Origin of the sequence: Nocardia inohanensis NBRC 100128 (genome assembly GCF_001612945.1) — a bacterium.
GTDB lineage: Bacteria > Actinomycetota > Actinomycetes > Mycobacteriales > Mycobacteriaceae > Nocardia > Nocardia inohanensis.
Window position 1 is genome coordinate 236,708 of the sequence record NZ_BDBK01000017.1, and the last position, 18,831, is coordinate 255,538.

Genomic DNA, 18,831 nt, shown 5'->3' on the forward strand with positions numbered 1-18,831 from the left:
GCGAAGTCCCGGTATAGCCCTGCGGCGCAACGCAACTTACGCCGGCGGAGCCTACGGAACCGTAGGCTCCGCTGGTATGTTGCGGCCTAACGACAGCACACAAGAAGAATCGAGGAGTCCCTCACCGTGACGATCCTTGGTATCGGCTTGGACTTGGTCACCATCTCCGAGTTCGCCGAACAACTGGAACGCACCGGAACCACCATGATCCGGGAGAGTTTCACCGCGGGAGAACGCCGCTACTGCCAGAGCAAGGGCACCGATCCCGCGCGTAGTTACGCCACCCGGTGGGCTGCCAAGGAGGCGGTCATCAAGGCTTGGGCTTCCTCTCGCTTCGCGCGCAGCCCCCAAATCGGCGACAACCCTTACCCGTTGATCGAGGTTGTCAATGACGCCTGGGGACGGCCGAGCATCAAGCTGCACGGGCTCGCGGCGGAATTCCTGCCCCGGGCGCGGGTGCACCTGTCGCTGACCCATGACGGGGATACGGCGGCGGCCATGGTGGTGCTGGAGGATCCGGGCGAACTAGCGGACTTGATCAACGGTTAGTTCATGTCGGGCTCGACCGGCGTGCGCTGGCCGCCGGTTCGGGACTCCTTCTCGGCAATCAGCAAGTAGGCGACCATGAGTCGCTTCAGTTCGGCTACGGCGTCTTCGTGGCTGAGGCCGTCCTGGACCGAGAAGTTGAGCATCGAATAGACGACGTGCACCAGCACCTGGGCCATCATCGAGCGGCGGCCGCGGGGAGTGCGCGGCATCAGTGGGCGGAGCATCTGGGCTACCGCTTCGGCGAATTCCTTCTCGTGGATCGCGCCGGTCGCCCGGGTCGAGGGCGTGGATTGCATTGCCAGCCAGACTTCGCGGCGGGACGGGTCGGTCATCCACAGGTCGGCCAGGTGATCCACCAGGGCGTTCATATGGCGGAGCCAGTCCATCGACGGGATCTCGCCGTGGAATTCGGAGAGCTCCTGGGAAACCGCCACCAGGTCTTGGCGATTCAGCTCGCAGACGATGACGTATTTGTTGGCGAAGAACTGGTAGAGGGTGCCGATCGGGACCTCGGCGCGGGCCGCGACTTCCTCACAGGTGAAGGATTCGAAGCCGACTTCGACCAGGAGTTCTCTCGAAGACTGGAGCAGGGCGTCGAACTTGCGCTTGGACCGTTCCTGCGTCGGGCGGCGACGCGGCATCAGCTCCTGCGGGTCGTCCTGCAACTCCAACGCGGGGTCCGGTCGCCGCGTCGACCTGGTTCCCGTGCGTGCTTCCACGTTCAACAGCCTAGAGGTAGCGACACGCGGATGACACGCTGCGGTACTTCGTGTGTCCCTATCTCGTCGTGGCTTCACACCAATCCACACCCGGGAACGGTTCCGAACAACCATCGCAGCTGCTTCCCAGCTGCCCCTCAGCAAACGAAAGGGGGCCGCGGCCCCGCCAACCCCGAAAGCATCGGGGGTCCGGGGGCTTGCCCTCGGAAACCACCAGAGTTTCGTTGCATCGTCACAACGTTGGAAGGCTGATCTGTGGTTGCTTCTGCTGTTGTTCGTTCCGCGGTGACCATCGGGGTTGCTACCGAGCGCGGCATTGTGCGCGCGGTGGCGCTCGCCGACGGTGACAAACTGACCGAGCGCGTGGTGGACGAGCGCGTGGAAAAGATTGCCGGCGACACCAAAGCCGATCTCGCCGCCGCGGTGGAGACGGTGCTGGAGGAGCTGGCGGACAAGCTGGGACCGGATCGCGAAGTGGTGGGCGCGGCGGTCGCGTACCGGGACGCCGCCGAACGCCGGGCCATCGTCACGCGGCTCGCGTCCGGGCCCTGGCACGAGGCGTCGCTGGTGTCGGCCAAGGCCGCGCATCTGGCCGTGGCGCGCGCCATGAGCTGGGTGGACGAGTTCGAGGACCTGGCCATCTGCGAGGTGGTGCCGGGGTTCCAGGCCTTCTCGCTGATCGATCCGGACCGCAGCCGGGTGCTGGCGGCGGTCACGCTGAACGGCGGAGCCACCACCGAGGAGCCCATGCGCGCGGCCGTCACCGCCGCTTGGGACCAGTTCGATGCGGCCGGCGTGAAACCGGATGCGGTGGTGCTGATCGGTTCGGCCGCAAGCGAACCCACCGTGGTCGCGGCGCTGGAGTCCGGTTTCGGCGCGCCCGTCATTCCGTGCTCGGTGGCCGCCAACGCACCCGCCATCGGTGCCGCGCTGGCCGCGCTGCCCGAGACCGAGTTCGCCGGGGAGGCCGCGGAACGCATCAAGCGGGCGCGGGGTACCGCCGCGTTGTTCGCGGCCGCCAGCGTGCTGGCCGGTGGACTGGTGGTCGGCGGGGTCTACACCGCGAGCAACAACTCCAAGATCGTGCCCGAACCCAAGCTCATCGACGCCCGCGTCTCGGCCGATGCCCCGCACACCCACGGCGTCCAGCAGCCGATCGGGGAACCGGGACTCGACAGCGGTTCCGCCGGCGACGTCGTCGACGGCCTGCCCGGTCAGCCGACCGAGGCGGGCGCGCCGCTCACCGAGCAGACGAGCCCGCAACTCCAGCCCGAACCCGAGATCGTCACCGTCGATCCGGCCACCCTCAACTGGGGTCCGGATTCACGCACCGAGCGCCCGTCGAAACCGCTGATCAAAGCCCAGCCCGAAGGCGAGAAGTCCAGCGCGACCGACTCGATCATCCCCGCCCCCACCCACACCGTCGGCTCACCCGCCGATGGCGGCCTGTTCCCGGGCGAACTCGCCCCGCCTCCGGTCGGTACCCCCGAATTTTCCAAATGGTGGGACAACCACTGGCACATGATGGTTCAGTGGGCGGCACAGCTGCTGCCACGCGTCTGAGACGAAGACCGGTTCGAACTGCGGTAGCGGTGAGACGGGCAGTGCCCGCGCATGCACGAAGCGGGCACTGATCTCGACGTGAGCAGGGGCGATGTCGAGGCCCGAGTCCCGGCCCGGACCGCGGACGCGAGCGCGTGGCGTCCTGCGGTGCGGGCCGGGGCTTTTCGTTTCTCTCAGACCGACAGTTCGCGGCGCAGCTTGGCCACGTGTCCGGTGGCGCGCACGTTGTATTGGGCGACTTCGATCTTGCCCTGCTCGTCCACCAGGAAGGTGGAGCGGATGACGCCGGTGACGGTCTTGCCGTACATGGTCTTCTCGCCGAAGGCGCCGTACGCCTGGAGGACTTCCTTCTCCGGGTCGGACAGCAGCGGGAAGGTGAGTCCTTCGTTGTCGCGGAACTTGGCGAGCTTGGCGGGCTTGTCGGGGGAGATGCCGATGACATCCAGCCCGGCCTCGTTCAATTCGCCCAGGCTGTCGCGGAAATCGCAGGCCTGCTTGGTGCAGCCCGGGGTGCTCGCGGCCGGATAGAAGTACACGATCACCTTGCGTCCGCGATAGTCCGACAGCGAAACCTCTTTGCCGTCGGCATCGGGCAGGGTGAAGGCGGGCGCGGCATCGCCGGGACTGAGTCGGTGGTTCTCGGTCATGCCTGCACGGTAGTAGACGGGCCGGACCGCTTGTGAGCGATACACTCCAGGGCAGGTCAACAGCGCCGTCCGGGGTGGCGGCTTTCAGACAGGAGTGTGACGTGGCGAGAGACACCGAGGCGATCGAGCGGGAGATCGAGGCCGCGCGTAACCGGCTCGCGAGCACCCTCGACGAACTCGCGGTGCGGGCCGATCCGCAGCGGCTGGCCGACAATGCCAAGCAGTCGTTCGTGGCCAAGGTGAACGAGCCGAAGATCAAGTACAGCCTGATCGGCGCCGGGGCCCTGGTCGCCACGCTGGTGCTGGTGCGGATCTTCCGCCGCTGAGCGGCGAATAGCCTTGCGGTGAACCGGGCCCCGGATCCCTGACGGATCCGGGGCCCGCCGCATCGGGAGGAAACAGTCACATCGCCCCGCGACCCGGGCTCGGGCGTGCGGCCCAGCCGCGCCGACGTCGAAGCATCCCGACGTGGCCGCCGCCAGCGGGGTCGAACGCACAGGACGCCGTGCCCGCGCCGCGGTCACGGCGGCCTCCCGAGCCTGAGCGGTCCGGTCGCTCGACCGTCCAATACTTCGAAGCACCCGGTGCCCACACGGCGCCGGGTGCTTTTACTTCGTATGCCACGGCCCCGATCCGCTCCGGATCGGGGCCGTGAAGTTTGTCGCGGGATCAACCCGCGGGTGCCCGAACTAGACGGTCGGGCAGGCGAATCCGTCGCCGTCGGGGTCGAGGTGGGGGCCGTAGCCCGGTTCACCGCGGAAGAGGGGGGCGTGGCCCGCGGCGCGGGCTTCGTCGCAGTTCTTGTAGGAACCGCCGGCGGAGCCGGTTTGGGTGAGATTCGCCGAACCGGTCGCGCCGGAGCCGGTATCGATGGTGGAGGAGCCGGTGCCGGACGACCCGGTGGGGACGTCGGCGGTGGCGGCGGCGAGCGGGGCGAGAGACGTCAGGCTCGCAACGCTGGCGGTGACGAGTAGCCGGCGAACGTTCATGTATTCCTCAATGTCGGCGCAATAGGTTTGGTAGCGGCCCGGTTCGGCGCGGTTACGCCACCGCTGCGGGGTTGTGGCACGGTGGCCGGTCCGGTCCGGCGTCTACTGTTCTGGCGCAACGTTGCATTGTCAACCGGATGGGCTATCTATCGAGGTAAAACCCCTTCGCAGCCTTCGCGGCCGGGACCTGTTCCGGCAGAACATGTCCCAATAGTCCTGTTGCGCCGATTATGTATCGCCTTCGCGGGCATTATGTTTCGCAAAGCTCAAAAATTATGTCCGATTCACGAAGTTCGAGAATTGCCGGGGCGGCTCGCGTCGGGCCGCCGTTGGTGTCCGTGTCAACTACGCGTCGCTAGGATGGACCCCATGACCCGCTGGCTGAGCGACGAGGAACAGGCGACCTGGCAGTCCTATATCCGGCTGCGGCAGCGACTGGACGCGGCCATCGCCGCCGGGCTCGCCCGCGACGGCCTCTCCACCTCGGACTACGAGGTGCTGGTCGCCCTCGCCGCGGCGGGCGGCACCCTGCGCGCCAAGGAACTGGGCGCGGAGATCTGCTGGGACAAGAGCCGCCTCTCCAAACACCTCTCGCGGATGGCCGCCCGCGGACTGGTCGGCCGCTGCCAAGCCGTCGACGATGCCCGCGGCCGCGAGGTCATGCTCACGGAGGCGGGCCGCACGGCCTTGGAGGCCGCCGCGCCCAATCACGTGGACCTGGTGCGGCGACTGTTCATCGACGAGCTGACCGCCGGCGAGGCGGCGGCCATGCGCTCGCTCTCGGCCAAGGTGGTCGCCGAAGCCGAGCGTACGGACCTGCCCGAGTCCGCTAGCTAACTTCCGGCCGCGTCGTCGGCGGGCTGCTCGGGCTTGCCGAACTGCCCGCGCCAATCCCCGAACGGCTCGTCGCGTTCCCGCACCGCCTCCCGGAAACCGGCTGTGGCGGCGCGCAATTGGAAGGCGTAACCCTCCCTGGTGTGCCGCGAGATGCCATCGAAAACCGTGCTGATCATGCCCGAATTCAGCACGCCCTGATTCAGCAGCGCACTGTTGAGTGCCAGCTTCGCCATCACCAGCTGATTGATCGGCACCCGCGAAATCCGTTGCAGCAGCTCCTCGGTGCGCTCGTCCAGCTCATCGGCGGGCGGCGCTTCGATCGCCAGCCCCCACTCGAGCGCCTGTTTGCCGGTGAGGCTGTCCCCGGTGAACAGCAACCGCTTGGCGCGCTGGTCGCCGACCCGGTGCGCCCACATCCCCGCCGCCGGGATCCCCCAGGTCCGGGTGGGCGGATACCCGAACCGGGCGTCCTCGGCGCAGATGATCTGATCGGCGTAGAGCGCGATATCGGTCCCGCCCGCGACGGCGAACCCGTGCACCTTGGCCACCGTCGGCTTGTTGGCGTGCAGCAGGCTGGCGAAGCCCCGGTTGAACCGCGACATCATGGCGTAATCGACCATGGGATCCCAAGTGCCCCAAGGGTTGTGGTTGCGCGCCTGCACCGCCGGATCCAGCACGGTGCCCTCGGTCGGCTGCGCCCCCTGCGCCGGCGCGAAGCTGTTCTCGGCGAAGATCGACAGGTCGTACCCGCCGCAGAACCCCTTCCCGCGCCCGCTCACCACGATCACGTGCACGCGCGGATCCAGATCGGCGCGCTCGACCGCGGCCGCCAGCTCGATCGGCGTATCGGAGGTGATGGCGTTCCCGTGCTCCGGGCGATCGAAGGTGATCCGGGCGATCCGCCCCGTCACCTCGTAGGTCAATGTGCGCCCGGTGAATCCGCTCTCGGGTTCCGGACGCCCCTCGAACAGCGAATCGTCGCCGCCGGTCAGCTCGTCGCGCCAGGCGGCCGGCCGCGTCCCGGCATGGTTCTCGTAATCGGGTGACACGCAAGCAGTGAACCCCGGTTCATTTCTTGCTGTCAAGGGGCGGGGCCCTCACTCCCAGGGCTTGACCGGTGGTTTCACCCAGAGAATCTTCTCGTCCGCGAACTCCCGCCGCGCCGAGGGATGCCCGGGATTGCGCTCGGCCCAGGCGTCCTTCTCGTCGAGCATGCGCGCCACCACCTGCCAGGTCTCATCGGTGCTCGGCGGGTTGGCGTCCGCGGCGCGCGCGAGTTTGCGCCGCTGCGGCATCGGCAGCTCCAATAATTCGCCGCCGGTGATCCCGCGCGACCAGATATAGGCGGCCAGCCGCCGGGCCTTCTCCTCCCGGCTGCGGCTGGCGTGATCGGAGTGCGCGTAGTCGGCCATCTCTCGCAACCCCGCAGGTAGGGAACACTGTCGAGGCGACCCTACCGCAGCCCGGTGACAGGTACCGTGGACGCATGCCGGAGGCCGCAGCCGGGCCAGATGCCCTGATCGTCACCCCCGCAACCCGTGAGCAATGGTCGGTCGTCACCGACTGGGCGGCCGCCGAAGGCTGGAATCCAGGGGAGCGGGACACCGCGGCGTTCTTCGCCCAGGACCCCGAGGGGTTCCTGCTCGGACACCTGGACGGGGAACCGGTCTCCGCTGTCTCGGTGGTCAACTACAGCTCCGACTACGCCTTCCTCGGTTTCTATCTGGTCCGCCCCGACCTGCGCGGTCGCGGGCTCGGAATGGCGACCTGGAAGGCCGGTCTGGCGCATGCGGGCGATCGCGTCATCGGCCTGGACGGGGTTCCGGGCCAGCAGCGCAACTATCGCCGCAGCGGCTTCGAATTCGCCTACGGCAGTGCGCGATTCACCGGGGTGCCCCAGCCGGCGCCGTCCGATGGTTCGGTGCGCGCCCTGGAGCCCGCGGACCTGCCCGCCGTGCACGCCTACGACTCCGCCTGTCTCCCGGCCGATCGCGAGCCGTTCCTCACCACCTGGCTGGCCGACCCCGGAAACCGGACCCTGGTGCGCTTCGCCGGCGGCGAGCTCACCGGCTACGCCGCCGTCCGCCCGGCCCGCGATTGCCTGCGCGTCGGCCCGCTCTTCGCCGACGATGCCCGCAGCGCCCGCGAACTGCTCGCCGCCCTCGCCGAACTCGCCGGCGGCGCCGCCATCGCACTGGATGTCCCCCTGTGCAACGACTCCGCCGTCCGCCTGGCCGAAGAATCCGGTCTCACACCGAGTTTCGAGACCGCCCGCATGTACACCGGCCCGGTCCGCGACCACCACCGCGAACGCGTCTTCGGCGCGACCACCCTCGAACTGGGCTGACGGCCGTCCTGTCGAACCCCTATGGAAACTGTCCCAGACGATTTAGGCTGAGGGTTCGATACCGACGTCGTGAGGACTCGTGATGAGCGAACTCTTGTCCACAGCCGAATCATCCGTGGTGGTTCCGGACACCCGCTTCGATATCGGCCCGGTGCGGTATCCGAAGTTGTTCGCGCGCAATACGGTTCCGATCCGGATGTCGGACGGGGTGATGCTCTCGGCCGATATCCTGCGGCCGGGCGACGCGGACGGAGCGACAGATGAGCCGCTGCCCGCCATCGTGAACTTCACGCCCTACAACAAGATGTTCAATCGCCATGGGATGCGGGCGAATTCGACGCTGCGACGGCTGGCGGGACGGGTGCGGGCCTCGGATCGCAGCCGGATGACCGCGCGGGATGTACTGCGGACCCCCGCGGGCGGCGTGCTGGAGCCGTTCGCCATCAACCGGACGGCCGTCGCACGCGGCTACGTCGGGCTGATGGTGGATGTGCGAGGCACCGGAAGCTCCACCGGCGCTTGGGATTTCTTCAGCCCGCGCGAGCAGCAGGACTATGTGGAGGTACTGCGCTGGGTGCGCGAACAGCCCTGGTGCAATGGGGATCTGGCGGTGACCGGCCTGTCCTACGGGGCGATCGCGGCCCTGCACAGCGCGGCGCAGCGGCCCGCGGGCCTGCGGGCGGTCTTCGCCGTCGAGGCGGGTGAGGACCCGCCGCGCGAGCTGGGGCTGACCGGTGGCGTGCCGACGCCGGGCCTGCTGCTGTGGATTCTGGGAGTCGATGGCGGCAAATGGTTTCCGGCCTGGCCGGGCCTGCTGCGCGAGGGCTTGGCCGGTGAGTTCCTGCGCGAGCGCCTGACCAAGCGGTCGGGGTGGGCGCGGCGGGCGGTGCGGCTGGCGTTCAACGACCACCCGGACGCCTACCTCAATCAAATGTGGGCCGAGAAGCTGCCCCGGCTGGAAGACATCGAGACGCCCACCTGGATCCACGGCGGCTGGCACGACGTCTACAACCGCTCCAATTTCCGTATGTACGACCGTATTCCGGTGCCCGGCGGCCCGAAGCAGGTGCTGGTCGACGACTCCTATCACCTCACCCCGGGCGCCGGCTTCGGTGATCCGGGCAATCCGCAGGCCATCGACGAACTCCAGTGCGCGTTCTTCGACCGCTGGGTCAAGGGCATCGACAACGGCATCGACCGCTACGGCCCGATCACGGTGCGCCGTCAGGGCGACGGCCGCTGGATTCAGCGCGACCGTTACCCCGATGCCGCCGGTGCGGTCCGCAGGCTGTACCTGACCGGCGACCGCACGGGCACCGCCCCGCACGCCGCCGTCGACGCGGGCCTGTCCCCGCGGGCCGACGAGGTGGAGACCCGCCTACCGGTGCCCGGCGGCCGCGTCAGTGCCGCCTCGAACAACAGCGCAGTGATGAGCATGGGCGTGACGCTATTGCTCGGCCGCGCGCACGGCAATGACGAACGCCGCAGCGAGGCAACGGCTGTCACGTTCACCTCCGAACCCTTCGAAGGCGGCCTGACCCTCACCGGCCCGATGAACCTGCACCTGCACGCCGTGGCCGACGGCACCGACGCCTTCTGGTCGGTGACGGTCTGCGATGTCCACCCCGATGGCACCTCGGTCGCCCTGACCCGCGGTGCGCTGCTCTCCTCGCACCGTTACACCGAGGAGGAGACCAGCTACCGCGTGGGCGGCGAACTCCTGTTCCCGATCCATCCGCTCACCGCGGACACCATCGAGCCGGTGATCCCCGGCGAACCCTTCGATCTGGATATCGAGATCAACCCCACCGAGGCCCGGCTCCGCACCGGTCATCGTCTGCGAATCGCGGTGAGCCGCACCAGCTTCCCGCGCCATATGATCCCGCGCTGGAAGAAGCGCGAGATCACCGGTCAGGCCATCCTCATCGACCCGGAGCACCCGGCCTACCTCAGTTTCCAAGCCGTCGTATCGGCCGATTGAGGCCCTCTCACCTTCGAGATACGGCAACCGCTTCCGCGTACCGGGTGCTGACCTCTATCGTCGGTGGGAACGAATCCGTCTATCGCCGTTGGACACCGGAAGGTATGGGTGACAGGTGAATATCGACGCCATGCGCGCTCGGCAATCGCGGCCGAGCGTTGCTCGTACGTACAGCTACATCCTCGGCGGCCGCGACAATTACGGCCCCGACAAGGATCTCGGCGATTCCTTCAAAGCGGATCTGCCCGGTTCCGAACAGCTGGCGATCACGAACCGGGCGGCCGTACTGCGGGCCGTGCGGACCGCCACGGCGGCGGGAGTGCGGCAGGTGATCGATATGGGCTGTGGATTGCCCGCCGAGCCGAATGTGCACGAGATCGCGCGGCGGCAGCAACCCGACGCGCGGATCGTCTACGTCGACAACGATCCGTTCGTGGCCCCGCACGGCCGCGCCCTGCTGGCGGTCGACGACGGGATCGCCATGCTGGAAGCCGATGTGCGGGAGCCGCGGCGGATCTTCGATCATCCGGATGTGCAGCGCCTCATCGACTTCGACCAACCGGTCGCCTTGCTCTTCAGCGCGGTGCTGAGCTTCGTGGAGGACGAGCACGATCCGGTGGGCGTGGTGCGCTTCTGGACGGATCGGATCGCCTCCGGCAGCTTCGTCTACCTCTCGCACTTCCGGCCCGGGCAAACCCGGGAGGCCGCCGCGACCGAGCGAAAGATCTTGGACGCCTTCGGCGGTCGCTTCCGCTCCGACGCGGCCATCCTCGCCCTCTTCGACGGCCTGGAGTTGCTCGACGACGGCCTGCTGCCCTGCCGGCAATGGCACCCCGACGCCGATATGCCCACCCTCGAACAGAAGGAACTGACCAGCTGGGAGGAGCTGATCGTCGCGGCGATGGCCCGCAAAGCCTGACGCTACTTGTAGCAGGCCCAATTCTCGTCGACCTTGCGCGGTTGCACGTCACGCAACTGGTACTGCCAGATGCACGCGATCCGCATATCGATCGGGGCTTGGCAGACCCAGGTCTTCTTGTCCCCGAGGTTGACCACCGCCGGCCGCACCTCGTTACTCGTCGGAAAGCTCTCCCGGCAGTAACCCGGCATATCTTTGATCCCGCCGACGGGCTCGTTCTCCGATTTGTAGCAAACGCCGCTGTAGGGATCGTCCCGTGAGAACCGCAGCTGCATCCCGGTCTGCTTGTACTGCCAGTTGCACGCCTGATCGAGGTTGATCTCGGATATGCACAACAACCCGTTCACCCCGGTGAACCCGTACGAAATACAGTGCTGCGCAAGATCGAGCCCGCCGACATAGGTCGAGGCGACCGGCTTCTCCGCCCGCTCGTCATACCGCTGCCCACCCACGAACCCGATGATCAACAGCACCACGGTCGCCGCAACGGATCCGATGATTATCCAAGCCCGCTTCGGAATCTTCTTCAGCAACGGAACGACATGGGTGGATATCGGGTCGATGAATGGCGACAAGAAGCTGAGATCTGGCATCGCGCCCCCGGCTCGAAAACCCCAGAATATCAACGAAACTCGCCGCCGACCTGGGTTTCCGGCACTGCCGCGGCGGTCGCGGGATGACCGGCTCACCGCGACCGGCGGTAGCCTGGATGGGGAATACCGTGCCGCGCCTCGATCTCGACAGCGATGAATCCATCGGTCGGAAGGAGTATGCGATGACGGCGGCGGATTATGTCCCGGAGGGGGCGGACCTGGCCGAATTACGGCAGGCCGCGTGCGGATGCCATGGGTGCGAGTTGTATCGGCATGCCACGCAGACCGTTTTCGGGGAGGGGCCCGAGGACGCACGGCTGGTGCTGGTCGGGGAGCAGCCGGGGGATCGGGAGGATGTGGCGGGGCATCCGTTCGTGGGGCCGTCGGGGCGGTTGCTGGATCGGGCGCTCGCGGATGCCGGTATCGAGCGGGACAGCGTGTACATCACCAATGCGGTGAAGCACTTCAAGTTCAGCGAGCGGGGGAAACGGCGCATTCACCAGAAGCCGGGGCGGACCGAAATCGTCGCCTGCACACCGTGGTTGACGGCCGAACTGGACGATATCCATCCGGAGGTGGTGGTCTGCCTGGGTGCGGTGGCCGCACAATCCCTGCTGGGCAAGGACTTCCGCATCACCCGTCAGCGCGGGACGGTGCTGGAGCTGCCCGATTTCCGGGCCGTCGCGACCGTGCATCCCTCGGCGGTCCTGCGCGACCCCGATCGCGACGCGGCATACCGCGGGTTCGTGGCCGATCTGCGCGTCGTGTCGGGGCTGCTGCGGGACTGACCGAGCCGCATCGAAAAGCCTGAGCGGGAACCGCTAGGGAGCGGCGGGACCCTGCGGCCCGACGACGAAGGTCGCGTTGCCCGTCGCGTCCAGGCCGGTGTCGAGGATCTTGTCCTCGAAGAAGGCGGCCGATTCCGGGTCGAGGAAGATCCGCGCCCCCTCGGCGGTGAACACATCGTCCTGCTCGGCCGGCCCGGTGGTGACCGCGAGCTGGAAGGTCTGGGCCTTGTCCTCGGTCGAGATTCGCAAGCCGCAATCGTCCGGCACGCCTTCGCCGGAGGTGATGTCGCGGACCGCCTCGGCGGCGGTGGGAGTGAGCATCATCATGAGTCTGGACCTCTTCCGCTGTCGGTGACACCGGCGCGACGCACCGGCCGTCACCCGAGTAGCCAGCGAAAGTGGCCTGAAACAAGGCAGGCGAATCCGGCACGTCAGCGCGCCGCGCCGCGGCGGCACGCGAAAGGCCCCGGCAGTCGAACCGCCGGGGCCTTCATACTGTGCGCCATCAGGGACTCGAACCCCGAACCCGCTGATTAAGAGTCAGCTGCTCTGCCAATTGAGCTAATGGCGCTGGGTGGTGCTTCGCGGGCGGCGGTGGGGCTGCCCGCGATGGACAAACGCCCCGGCGATGCTCTGCCGAGGCGTTCGTTTTGTGCGCCATCAGGGACTCGAACCCCGAACCCGCTGATTAAGAGTCAGCTGCTCTGCCAATTGAGCTAATGGCGCGTGATGCTTCGCCGGCCGCCGTATCGTCGGTCTGCGGTGCGGAAGAAAGATTAACAGGCGGGGACGAGGAAAGTGAAATCGGCTGGTTGGGGGGTGTTTTGCCGGGATGGACGGAATTCGTTGACGGTGTTAACGCGGGCGGGGGCGCGAGGGATGTAGGGGTGAGCCCTGCGGGGGCGGACGCTTGGTCGTTGGTCGGGGCTTGGTCCTGGCAGAATGTTCCGAGCGTGGTCTCGACCGATTCCGCAGGCGTGGCTGGTCGAGCAGGCGTGGTCGGGGCCGGGTCCCGGAGGCCGACTGCGCACCGAGACGTGAAGTGGGGTTGCAAATGATCGAAGGTCAGGGCCGGCGCCGGTCGAGGAAGTTGCTCGCGGCCGTGGCGGTGTTGTCCGTATCAATGCTGGCGGTGGCCGGTTGCTCGGGGGGATCGTCGAAGGATTCCTCCGCTGTCGCAATCGATTCCAATCCGCTCAGCGAATTGGTGAAGCCGAAGCTGGTGGCTCCGGTCAAGGATGGCCAGAAGGGCGTCTCGCCCGGCGATCCGCTGGTGTTGAAGGTGGAGGACGGCAAGCTCACCAATGTGACGCTGACCAATCCCGAGGGCAAGCCGGTGGCGGGGGAGCTCGCGCCGGACGGCCTGTCGTGGAAGTTGACCGAGCAGTTGGGGTTTGCGCGCACCTACAAGCTGGCGGTGGACGCCATCGGGCTGGGCGGCGCGGCGAACACCACTATGAGCTTCAGCACTATTTCGCCGAACAATCGCACCCACCCGTACCTGCTGCCGGGTGAGAACGAGACGGTCGGCATCGGTCAGCCGGTGGCCGTCCAGTTCGACGAGGCGATTCCGGATCGCAAGGCGGCCCAGGCGGCCATCAAGATCACCACCACACCCGCGGTCGAGGGCGCGTTCTACTGGGTGAACAATCGCGAAGTCCGTTGGCGGCCCGAGCATTTCTGGGCCCCGGGCACCAAGGTCGATGTGGCCGTGGGCGTCTACGGCAAGGATCTGGGCAACGGCCTGGTCGGCGACAGCGACATCCACTCCACCTTCACCATCGGCGACGCCACCGTCTTCACCGCCGACGACAACACCAAAATGGTGACCGTGGAGAAGAACGGCCAGGTCATCCGCACCATGCCGACCTCGATGGGCAAGAACAACACCCCCACCGACAATGGCATCTACATCGTCAGCGACCGCTTCGACAAGATCGTCATGGACTCCTCGACCTACGGCGTCCCGGTGAACTCGCCCGACGGTTACAAGACCCCGATCGACTGGGCGACCCGAATCTCCTACTCCGGCATCTTCTTCCACTCCGCACCGTGGTCGGTCGGCGCACAGGGTTCGACCAATACCAGCCACGGCTGCCTGAACCTGAGCCCCGAGAACGCGCGCTGGGTGTACGAGAACGCCAAGCGCGGCGACATCACCATCGTCAAGAACACGGTGGGCGGCACGCTCTCCGGCGTGGACGGGCTGGGTGACTGGAATATTCCGTGGGATCAGTGGAAGGCCGGCAACGCCGACGACAACCGCTGATCGGTCTCGACCCGCAGAAAGGGCACCGGCGCAATGCCGGTGCCCTTTCTCATGCTCGAACGAGTCGGTCCCGCGAACTGCCGGGGAAGCTATTTGGTGCCCGGGACGGCGTCGCCCGGTTTGACGTTCATGGTGTTGCAGCCGAAGGACGCCTCACCGGAGATCGGGTGCGCGCTGCCCAGCGCCACGCACAGGTTCTTGAAGTCGCCGAAGATCATCTTGTCCAGATTGGGCAGGCCGAAGGAGCCGGTGCCGGTCGAACCGGTGGAGGCCAGCCCGCCCGAGCTGCCGGCGCTCTGCACCGAGCCGCCGCCCGCACTGCCGGTCACCGCGGTCATCACGTCCTCGTCCTTCTTGTCCTTGGTATCGGTGGAGGCGGCGGCATCGGTGAGCACGATCTCGGCGGATGCGGTGGCCGCCGTGGCGCTGAGGATGGCTGCGGTGGCCAGCAAAGTGGTTAGGGCGGAACGGTTCACAGTGAGCGACTTTCTATTTCGAGCGCGTGTTCGGGGGCCCCGACACCCCCATGTCCCGAGCAGTCTACGAAGATCGAGTGGGCAGCGCCACAGAATCAGATACAGTGACGTTTCAGTCACATGTCGATGCGCGCCACGGCCCGCACCGGTGCTCCGTCCGCGCCCGGCAGATTGAGCGGGAACAGCGAAACCGTGATCGCATGTCCGGCGTCCTGGGCGGTCAGCAGTTCGTCCAGGCCGGTGAGGTTCTCGGCGATGACCGCGTGCGCGCCGCACAGGATGCGGTGCACCGGAATCTCGTGCGCGGGGGTGGGATCCACGCTCAACGCATCGATGCCGATGGTGCGCACCCCGGATTCGACCAGGTAGGCGGCGGCCTCGGGGGTGAGGTACGGGTGGGCGAGATAGGTGACCGAACCCCAATGCGCCGACCATCCCGTCGCGATGAGCACGATCAGCCCCGCGGCGACCCGCCCTTCGAAATACTCACGCCCGATCGCGGCCCGCTGCTCCAGCCCGCGCGCGTCGATCACCACGGCCGGCCCGGTGAACCGTTCCAGCGGCAGCGCTTCCAGACTGGGCAGCGCATCATCGATATGCATCGGCGCGTCCACGTGCGTCCCCGTCTGCGAACCCATATCCAGGTGCAGCACATTGACTCCGTCGGCGGCGACGGTCAGCGCGGGGGAGATACGCACCTCCGGATCGCCGGGGTAGACCGGCATCCCGGTGCGCAGCGGAACCGACAGGTCGATCAGGCGCATGCGCTCATCCTCGCACTAACGGACGGCGTCCACCGCGATCGTCGCGGCGGCGGCGACCAAGGGATTGTCGGCCTGTGCGCCCGGCTCGGTCTTGGTGGTGAGCACCGCGATCACCAGCGGCGCGGAGACGCCGGCCGGCCAGGTGACGGCGACGTCGTTGGCCACCCCGTAATCGCCGCTGCCGGTCTTGTCGCCGGTCTTCCAATCCGCCGGAATCCCGGCCCGGATGCGCGGGCCGCCGGTCTTGTTGTCGAGCAGCCACGCGGTGAGCTGCTGCCGCTCCGGCTCGGCCAGCCCGTCGCCGACCACCAGCAGCCGGTAATCGGCGGCCAGGGCGGCGGGTGTGGTGGTGTCGCGTTCGTCACCCGGAATATTGCTGTTCAGCAAGGGTTCCCAGCGATCCAGCCGGGTGACCTGATCGCCGATGCTGCGCAGGAACGCGGTGAGCGCCTCGGGACCGCCGAGCAGTTTCAGCAATTGATTGCCCGCGGTGTTGTCGCTGCGGGTGATGGCGGCATCGCAGAGTTCCCGCACGGTCATGCCGGTGGCGACCCGGGTTTCGGCGATCGGTGAATTCGTCACCACCTCGTCCTGGGTGAAGCGCACGAGCTGATCGAAGTACCCGGTGCCGAGCGGGTGGGCGCGCAGCAGCGCCGCGCAGGCCAGCGGTTTGAAGGTCGAGCCCATGCCGAACCGCTCGTCGCCGCGATAGGCGTAGCTGCGCCCGGTGCCGGTATCGATGCCGGCCAGGCCCACCCGCGCGGTGTGTTCCTGCTCCAGGGTGCGGAGCCGATCGCCCTGCTCGTCGGCCGATACCGACTGTGCCGCAGCATCTTTCGGGGAGCTCTCACAACCGGCCGTCGCCGGGAGCAGCAGGGCCAGCGCCAGCAGGGCTCGGGCACGAAGGGTCGACATGGACTGCCTCGCAATCATTTCGGGAGCGGAAGAATCGGCGGTCGCCCTCGCGCTCCGCCGTGTCTCCACGACATCACGGGTGGAGCGCTGCTGTCCAAGACCAAGATCGTCCGAAACCGATATCGAAAGCCTTATCGTCGCAGCGTATCGACGCGTGCGGCCGCGAATTCGGAATCCCGCGCCGGACCGGGAATGCTGGCCGGGTGGACGAGATCTTCGGGAAGGCCGGGGCGCGCGGCTGGGTGCACGCCCGCTGCTTCGACTGCGACGCCGAGTTCGGCGCGGGCGCCGACGAGCCCGTGGTGCTGGCTTCGGTGGTCAAAGTGCCGCTGGTGCTGGAGTTCGCCCGCCAGGTGATGGCGGGGCAGCTGGACTCGGCCGACCGGGTGCGGGTGCGGGCCTCCGACCGGCTCGGCGGGATCGGCACCGCGGGCTGCCTGGACGATGTCGAGCTCAGCCTGCGGGACGCGGCGTTCTTCACGCTGTCGCTGAGCGACAACACCGCCGCCGACCTGCTGTTCGACCGGGTCGGCGTGGACAATGTGCGGTCCCTGCTGCGCGAACTCGGACTCACCGCCACCCGGGTCGCCGGAGCGCAGCGCTATATCTGGCAGACCATGGCCGAGGACATCGGGGCGCGCGACGCCGACGAATTCGCGCGGCGTTTCCCGGCTTTGAGCGCGGACGAGATATTCGGCACCCGGGCGCTGGACCCGCTGCGCACCACCGCGAGTACCGCGCGCGAGATGACCCGGCTGCTGACCCTGATCGGGACCGATGCCGCCGCCCCGCCGGAAGCCTGCCGCTGGGTGCGGGATCTGATGCGCCAGCAGGTCGCCGGGCAGCGCCTGCCGTCGGCGTTCGGGTCCGAGATCCGGCTCTGGTCCAAGACCGGGACACTGCCCGGCATCCGCAACGAGATCGGCGTGGTCGAGTATCCGGACGGAAATCGTTACGCCGTAGCGGTTTTCACTCGGAGCGGGGATCTGTCGCCCCGGCAGCCGGAGCTGGATCGGCTGATCGGGGTGGCGGCGCGGCAAGCGGTCGAATGCCTCGATCATCATCCCCATACACGACATCCCACGGCCGTCGCGGCGCCTCCCGCACCGGCGCCGGGCGGGATGCCCCATCGCCCTGAATGATTCCCGCGATCACCGCTGCGAGTTCGCGGACCAGTGGATGCGGTGCGGCGGCGGGCCAGGTGAGGGCGAGCCGGCGGGTGAGCGTGCCCGGCGGCAGCGGACGCCACACCACCCGCGGTTCCTTCTGCGCCACCATGCCCTGGTCGAAGGCCACGCCGCGGCCGGAGAGCACCATGCCGAGCACGAATTCGGGATTGCGGGCGTGATGGACGGCGGTGGGCCGGAAGCCCTGCTCCCAGCAGCTGCGCAGGGTGGTGTCGTAGAGGCCGGGGGCGGCGGCGCGCGGGAAGATGATCAGTCCGTGGCCGCTCAGATCGGCCAGGGTGAGGGTGGCGCGGGCAGCCAGTGGGGAATCGCGGGGCAGCACCACGCCGAGCGGAGTCTCCACGGCCGGCCCTGATTCCAACCCGATCACATCGACCGGGAATTGCAGCAGTCCCGCGTCGAGTTCGCGGTCGGCGAGCAATCGCAACTGTTCGGCGGTGGTCAGTTCGTGCAGTTCGACCCGCACGTCCCGGGATTCGACGGCGACCAGGATATCGGCGAGCACCCGGCCGGCCAGCTCCGGCGGCACCCCGATGCGCAGCGCGTCCATCTCGCCCCGATGTGCCTTGCCGACAAGGGATTTCGTGCGCTCCCAGCGGGCCAGTAGATCGCGGGATTCGGCGAGCAGCAGCTGTCCGGCCTCGGTCAGCTCGACCCGCCTGCTGTCCCGGTCGAGCAGGCGCGCGCCGAGGTCCTGTTCGAGTTTGCGGATGCGCTGGCTCAGCGCGGGTTGCGCGATGTGGAGCCGGTCGGCGGCGCGGCCGAAATGCAGTTCCTCGGCGACGGCGATGAAGTAGCGCAGCTGACGTAACGGATCCACCCTGCGACGATAGCGTTTTCGCTATGGCCGCAGGGTGGATGGTGGGGCGCGGTCGGCAGATCACCGAGCCAGCTGCAAGGCCAGCGCGGCCGCGGCGGGGATCAGGTACAGCATCGGGAAGATCGAGGTGCCGTACGACTTGGCCTTGATGGTGGTGAGCACCGCGCCGGCGAAGTACAGGATCAGCCCGATCGCGGCCGCCACCCCGATGGCCGGGATGAAGAACCCGACCACCAGGCCCAGCGCGCCCGCCGCCTTGGCCGCCGCCAGCGGAGTCCACCAGGTCTGCGGCACCCCGTACTGCACCAGCGGTTCCACCACGAAGTCCTTGCGGGTGGCGAGCGAGAAGCCCGAGAAGCCGATCCAGAGCGCGGCGACGACGGCGACGATGTGGTAAGCGGTGTTCATTGAAATCACGGTCCTTCCAAGCGGTTCCACCGTGGTTGGTGGTTCGCCTGGATGACGACG

21 protein-coding genes, 2 tRNA genes and 1 pseudogene are annotated in these 18,831 nt (G+C 67.8%); 10 read left to right on the plus strand and 14 right to left on the minus strand.

The window, feature by feature from the left end:
- The first annotated feature begins 126 nt into the window (after nt 1-126).
- Nucleotides 127-549, plus strand: coding sequence for a holo-ACP synthase AcpS (gene acpS, locus NI1_RS31800; RefSeq protein ID WP_067828410.1), 423 nt, complete (start codon nt 127-129; stop codon nt 547-549).
- On the opposite strand, the gene NI1_RS31805 is transcribed toward acpS, so the two are convergent.
- Nucleotides 546-1,190 (minus strand): TetR/AcrR family transcriptional regulator, encoded by a 645-nt coding sequence (locus tag NI1_RS31805; RefSeq protein ID WP_245663525.1) that lies wholly within the window; start codon nt 1,188-1,190, stop codon nt 546-548. The two genes, acpS and NI1_RS31805, sit on opposite strands and share 4 nt — an antisense overlap.
- A gap of 363 nt (nt 1,191-1,553) precedes the next feature.
- Here NI1_RS31805 and NI1_RS31810 point away from each other — a divergent pair, with 363 nt between their 5' ends.
- Nucleotides 1,554-2,831, plus strand: coding sequence for a DUF7159 family protein (locus tag NI1_RS31810; protein WP_067828413.1), 1,278 nt, complete (start codon nt 1,554-1,556; stop codon nt 2,829-2,831).
- A 173-nt stretch (nt 2,832-3,004) separates the two neighbouring features.
- On the opposite strand, the gene bcp is transcribed toward NI1_RS31810, so the two are convergent.
- On the minus strand, nt 3,005-3,478 hold the full coding sequence (bcp, locus tag NI1_RS31815) for a thioredoxin-dependent thiol peroxidase (RefSeq protein WP_067828416.1): 474 nt from the start codon (nt 3,476-3,478) through the stop codon (nt 3,005-3,007).
- A 101-nt stretch (nt 3,479-3,579) separates the two neighbouring features.
- On the opposite strand from bcp, the gene NI1_RS31820 reads away from it, so the two are divergent.
- Entirely contained in the window at nt 3,580-3,804 is a 225-nt protein-coding gene (locus NI1_RS31820; RefSeq protein WP_067714900.1) for a DUF3618 domain-containing protein, read from the plus strand.
- A gap of 363 nt (nt 3,805-4,167) precedes the next feature.
- On the opposite strand, the gene NI1_RS31825 is transcribed toward NI1_RS31820, so the two are convergent.
- Nucleotides 4,168-4,467 carry an excalibur calcium-binding domain-containing protein gene (locus NI1_RS31825; protein ID WP_067828420.1) on the minus strand — a complete coding sequence of 100 codons (300 nt, stop codon included), beginning with the start codon at nt 4,465-4,467 and terminating at the stop codon, nt 4,168-4,170.
- A gap of 369 nt (nt 4,468-4,836) precedes the next feature.
- Here NI1_RS31825 and NI1_RS31830 point away from each other — a divergent pair, with 369 nt between their 5' ends.
- Entirely contained in the window at nt 4,837-5,304 is a 468-nt protein-coding gene (locus NI1_RS31830) for a MarR family winged helix-turn-helix transcriptional regulator (RefSeq protein ID WP_084524075.1), read from the plus strand.
- Here the strand turns inward: NI1_RS31830 and NI1_RS31835 are convergent.
- Nucleotides 5,301-6,353: a crotonase/enoyl-CoA hydratase family protein gene (locus tag NI1_RS31835; protein ID WP_067828426.1), complete on the minus strand. Its 1,053-nt coding sequence runs from the start codon at nt 6,351-6,353 to the stop codon at nt 5,301-5,303. The two genes, NI1_RS31830 and NI1_RS31835, sit on opposite strands and share 4 nt — an antisense overlap.
- A 48-nt stretch (nt 6,354-6,401) precedes the next feature.
- On the minus strand, nt 6,402-6,716 hold the full coding sequence (locus NI1_RS31840) for a hypothetical protein (protein WP_067828429.1): 315 nt from the start codon (nt 6,714-6,716) through the stop codon (nt 6,402-6,404).
- Nucleotides 6,717-6,790: 74 nt separating this feature from the next.
- Between NI1_RS31840 and NI1_RS31845 the strand changes: the two genes are divergently transcribed.
- From NI1_RS31845 to NI1_RS31855, 3 genes are all read left to right on the plus strand, one after another.
- Nucleotides 6,791-7,651: a GNAT family N-acetyltransferase gene (locus NI1_RS31845; protein ID WP_067828432.1), complete on the plus strand. Its 861-nt coding sequence runs from the start codon at nt 6,791-6,793 to the stop codon at nt 7,649-7,651.
- Nucleotides 7,652-7,733: 82 nt separating this feature from the next.
- Nucleotides 7,734-9,632: a CocE/NonD family hydrolase gene (locus NI1_RS31850; protein WP_067828435.1), complete on the plus strand. Its 1,899-nt coding sequence runs from the start codon at nt 7,734-7,736 to the stop codon at nt 9,630-9,632.
- A gap of 115 nt (nt 9,633-9,747) precedes the next feature.
- The gene (locus NI1_RS31855) at nt 9,748-10,551 is read left to right on the plus strand and encodes an SAM-dependent methyltransferase (protein ID WP_245663500.1); all 804 of its coding nucleotides are present in this window, start codon (nt 9,748-9,750) and stop codon (nt 10,549-10,551) included.
- Between the two features lie 2 nt (nt 10,552-10,553).
- Here NI1_RS31855 and NI1_RS31860 read toward each other — a convergent pair whose 3' ends face one another.
- Nucleotides 10,554-11,144: a hypothetical protein gene (locus tag NI1_RS31860; protein ID WP_067828438.1), complete on the minus strand. Its 591-nt coding sequence runs from the start codon at nt 11,142-11,144 to the stop codon at nt 10,554-10,556.
- Between the two features lie 182 nt (nt 11,145-11,326).
- On the opposite strand from NI1_RS31860, the gene NI1_RS31865 reads away from it, so the two are divergent.
- Entirely contained in the window at nt 11,327-11,932 is a 606-nt protein-coding gene (locus NI1_RS31865) for a UdgX family uracil-DNA binding protein (protein ID WP_067829178.1), read from the plus strand.
- 33 nt (nt 11,933-11,965) lie between these two features.
- Here NI1_RS31865 and NI1_RS31870 read toward each other — a convergent pair whose 3' ends face one another.
- The 3 genes from NI1_RS31870 to NI1_RS31880 all read right to left on the minus strand — a co-directional run bounded on the left by NI1_RS31870 (nt 11,966) and on the right by NI1_RS31880 (nt 12,658).
- A complete protein-coding gene (locus NI1_RS31870; RefSeq protein WP_245663501.1) occupies nt 11,966-12,253 on the minus strand; it encodes a hypothetical protein in 288 nt (95 codons plus the stop codon).
- A 177-nt stretch (nt 12,254-12,430) separates the two neighbouring features.
- Nucleotides 12,431-12,503 (minus strand) — tRNA-Lys (locus NI1_RS31875).
- A gap of 82 nt (nt 12,504-12,585) precedes the next feature.
- Nucleotides 12,586-12,658: transfer RNA gene (locus NI1_RS31880), tRNA-Lys, on the minus strand.
- A gap of 328 nt (nt 12,659-12,986) precedes the next feature.
- Here NI1_RS31880 and NI1_RS31885 point away from each other — a divergent pair.
- Nucleotides 12,987-14,201, plus strand: coding sequence for a L,D-transpeptidase (locus NI1_RS31885; RefSeq protein ID WP_084524076.1), 1,215 nt, complete (start codon nt 12,987-12,989; stop codon nt 14,199-14,201).
- Between the two features lie 89 nt (nt 14,202-14,290).
- On the opposite strand, the gene NI1_RS31890 is transcribed toward NI1_RS31885, so the two are convergent.
- The 3 genes from NI1_RS31890 to bla form a co-directional block, all read right to left on the minus strand.
- Entirely contained in the window at nt 14,291-14,677 is a 387-nt protein-coding gene (locus tag NI1_RS31890; protein ID WP_157535444.1) for a hypothetical protein, read from the minus strand.
- A gap of 116 nt (nt 14,678-14,793) precedes the next feature.
- Entirely contained in the window at nt 14,794-15,441 is a 648-nt protein-coding gene (locus tag NI1_RS31895; RefSeq protein ID WP_067828447.1) for a cyclase family protein, read from the minus strand.
- Nucleotides 15,442-15,456: 15 nt separating this feature from the next.
- Complete coding sequence (bla, locus tag NI1_RS31900) at nt 15,457-16,374, minus strand: class A beta-lactamase (RefSeq protein ID WP_157535445.1); 918 nt, start codon at nt 16,372-16,374, stop codon at nt 15,457-15,459.
- A gap of 224 nt (nt 16,375-16,598) precedes the next feature.
- Here bla and NI1_RS31905 point away from each other — a divergent pair.
- A pseudogene (locus tag NI1_RS31905) lies at nt 16,599-17,345 on the plus strand (serine hydrolase); the annotation flags it as partial.
- Here the strand turns inward: NI1_RS31905 and NI1_RS37550 are convergent.
- Together NI1_RS37550 and NI1_RS31920 are read right to left on the minus strand one after the other, a co-directional pair.
- Nucleotides 17,326-18,363, minus strand: coding sequence for a LysR family transcriptional regulator (locus NI1_RS37550; protein WP_084524077.1), 1,038 nt, complete (start codon nt 18,361-18,363; stop codon nt 17,326-17,328). The pseudogene NI1_RS31905 and the gene NI1_RS37550 overlap by 20 nt on opposite strands.
- A 60-nt stretch (nt 18,364-18,423) precedes the next feature.
- Nucleotides 18,424-18,771, minus strand: a complete 348-nt coding sequence (locus NI1_RS31920; RefSeq protein ID WP_067828461.1) for a DoxX family protein — start codon at nt 18,769-18,771, stop codon at nt 18,424-18,426.
- Nucleotides 18,772-18,831: the final 60 nt, after the last annotated feature.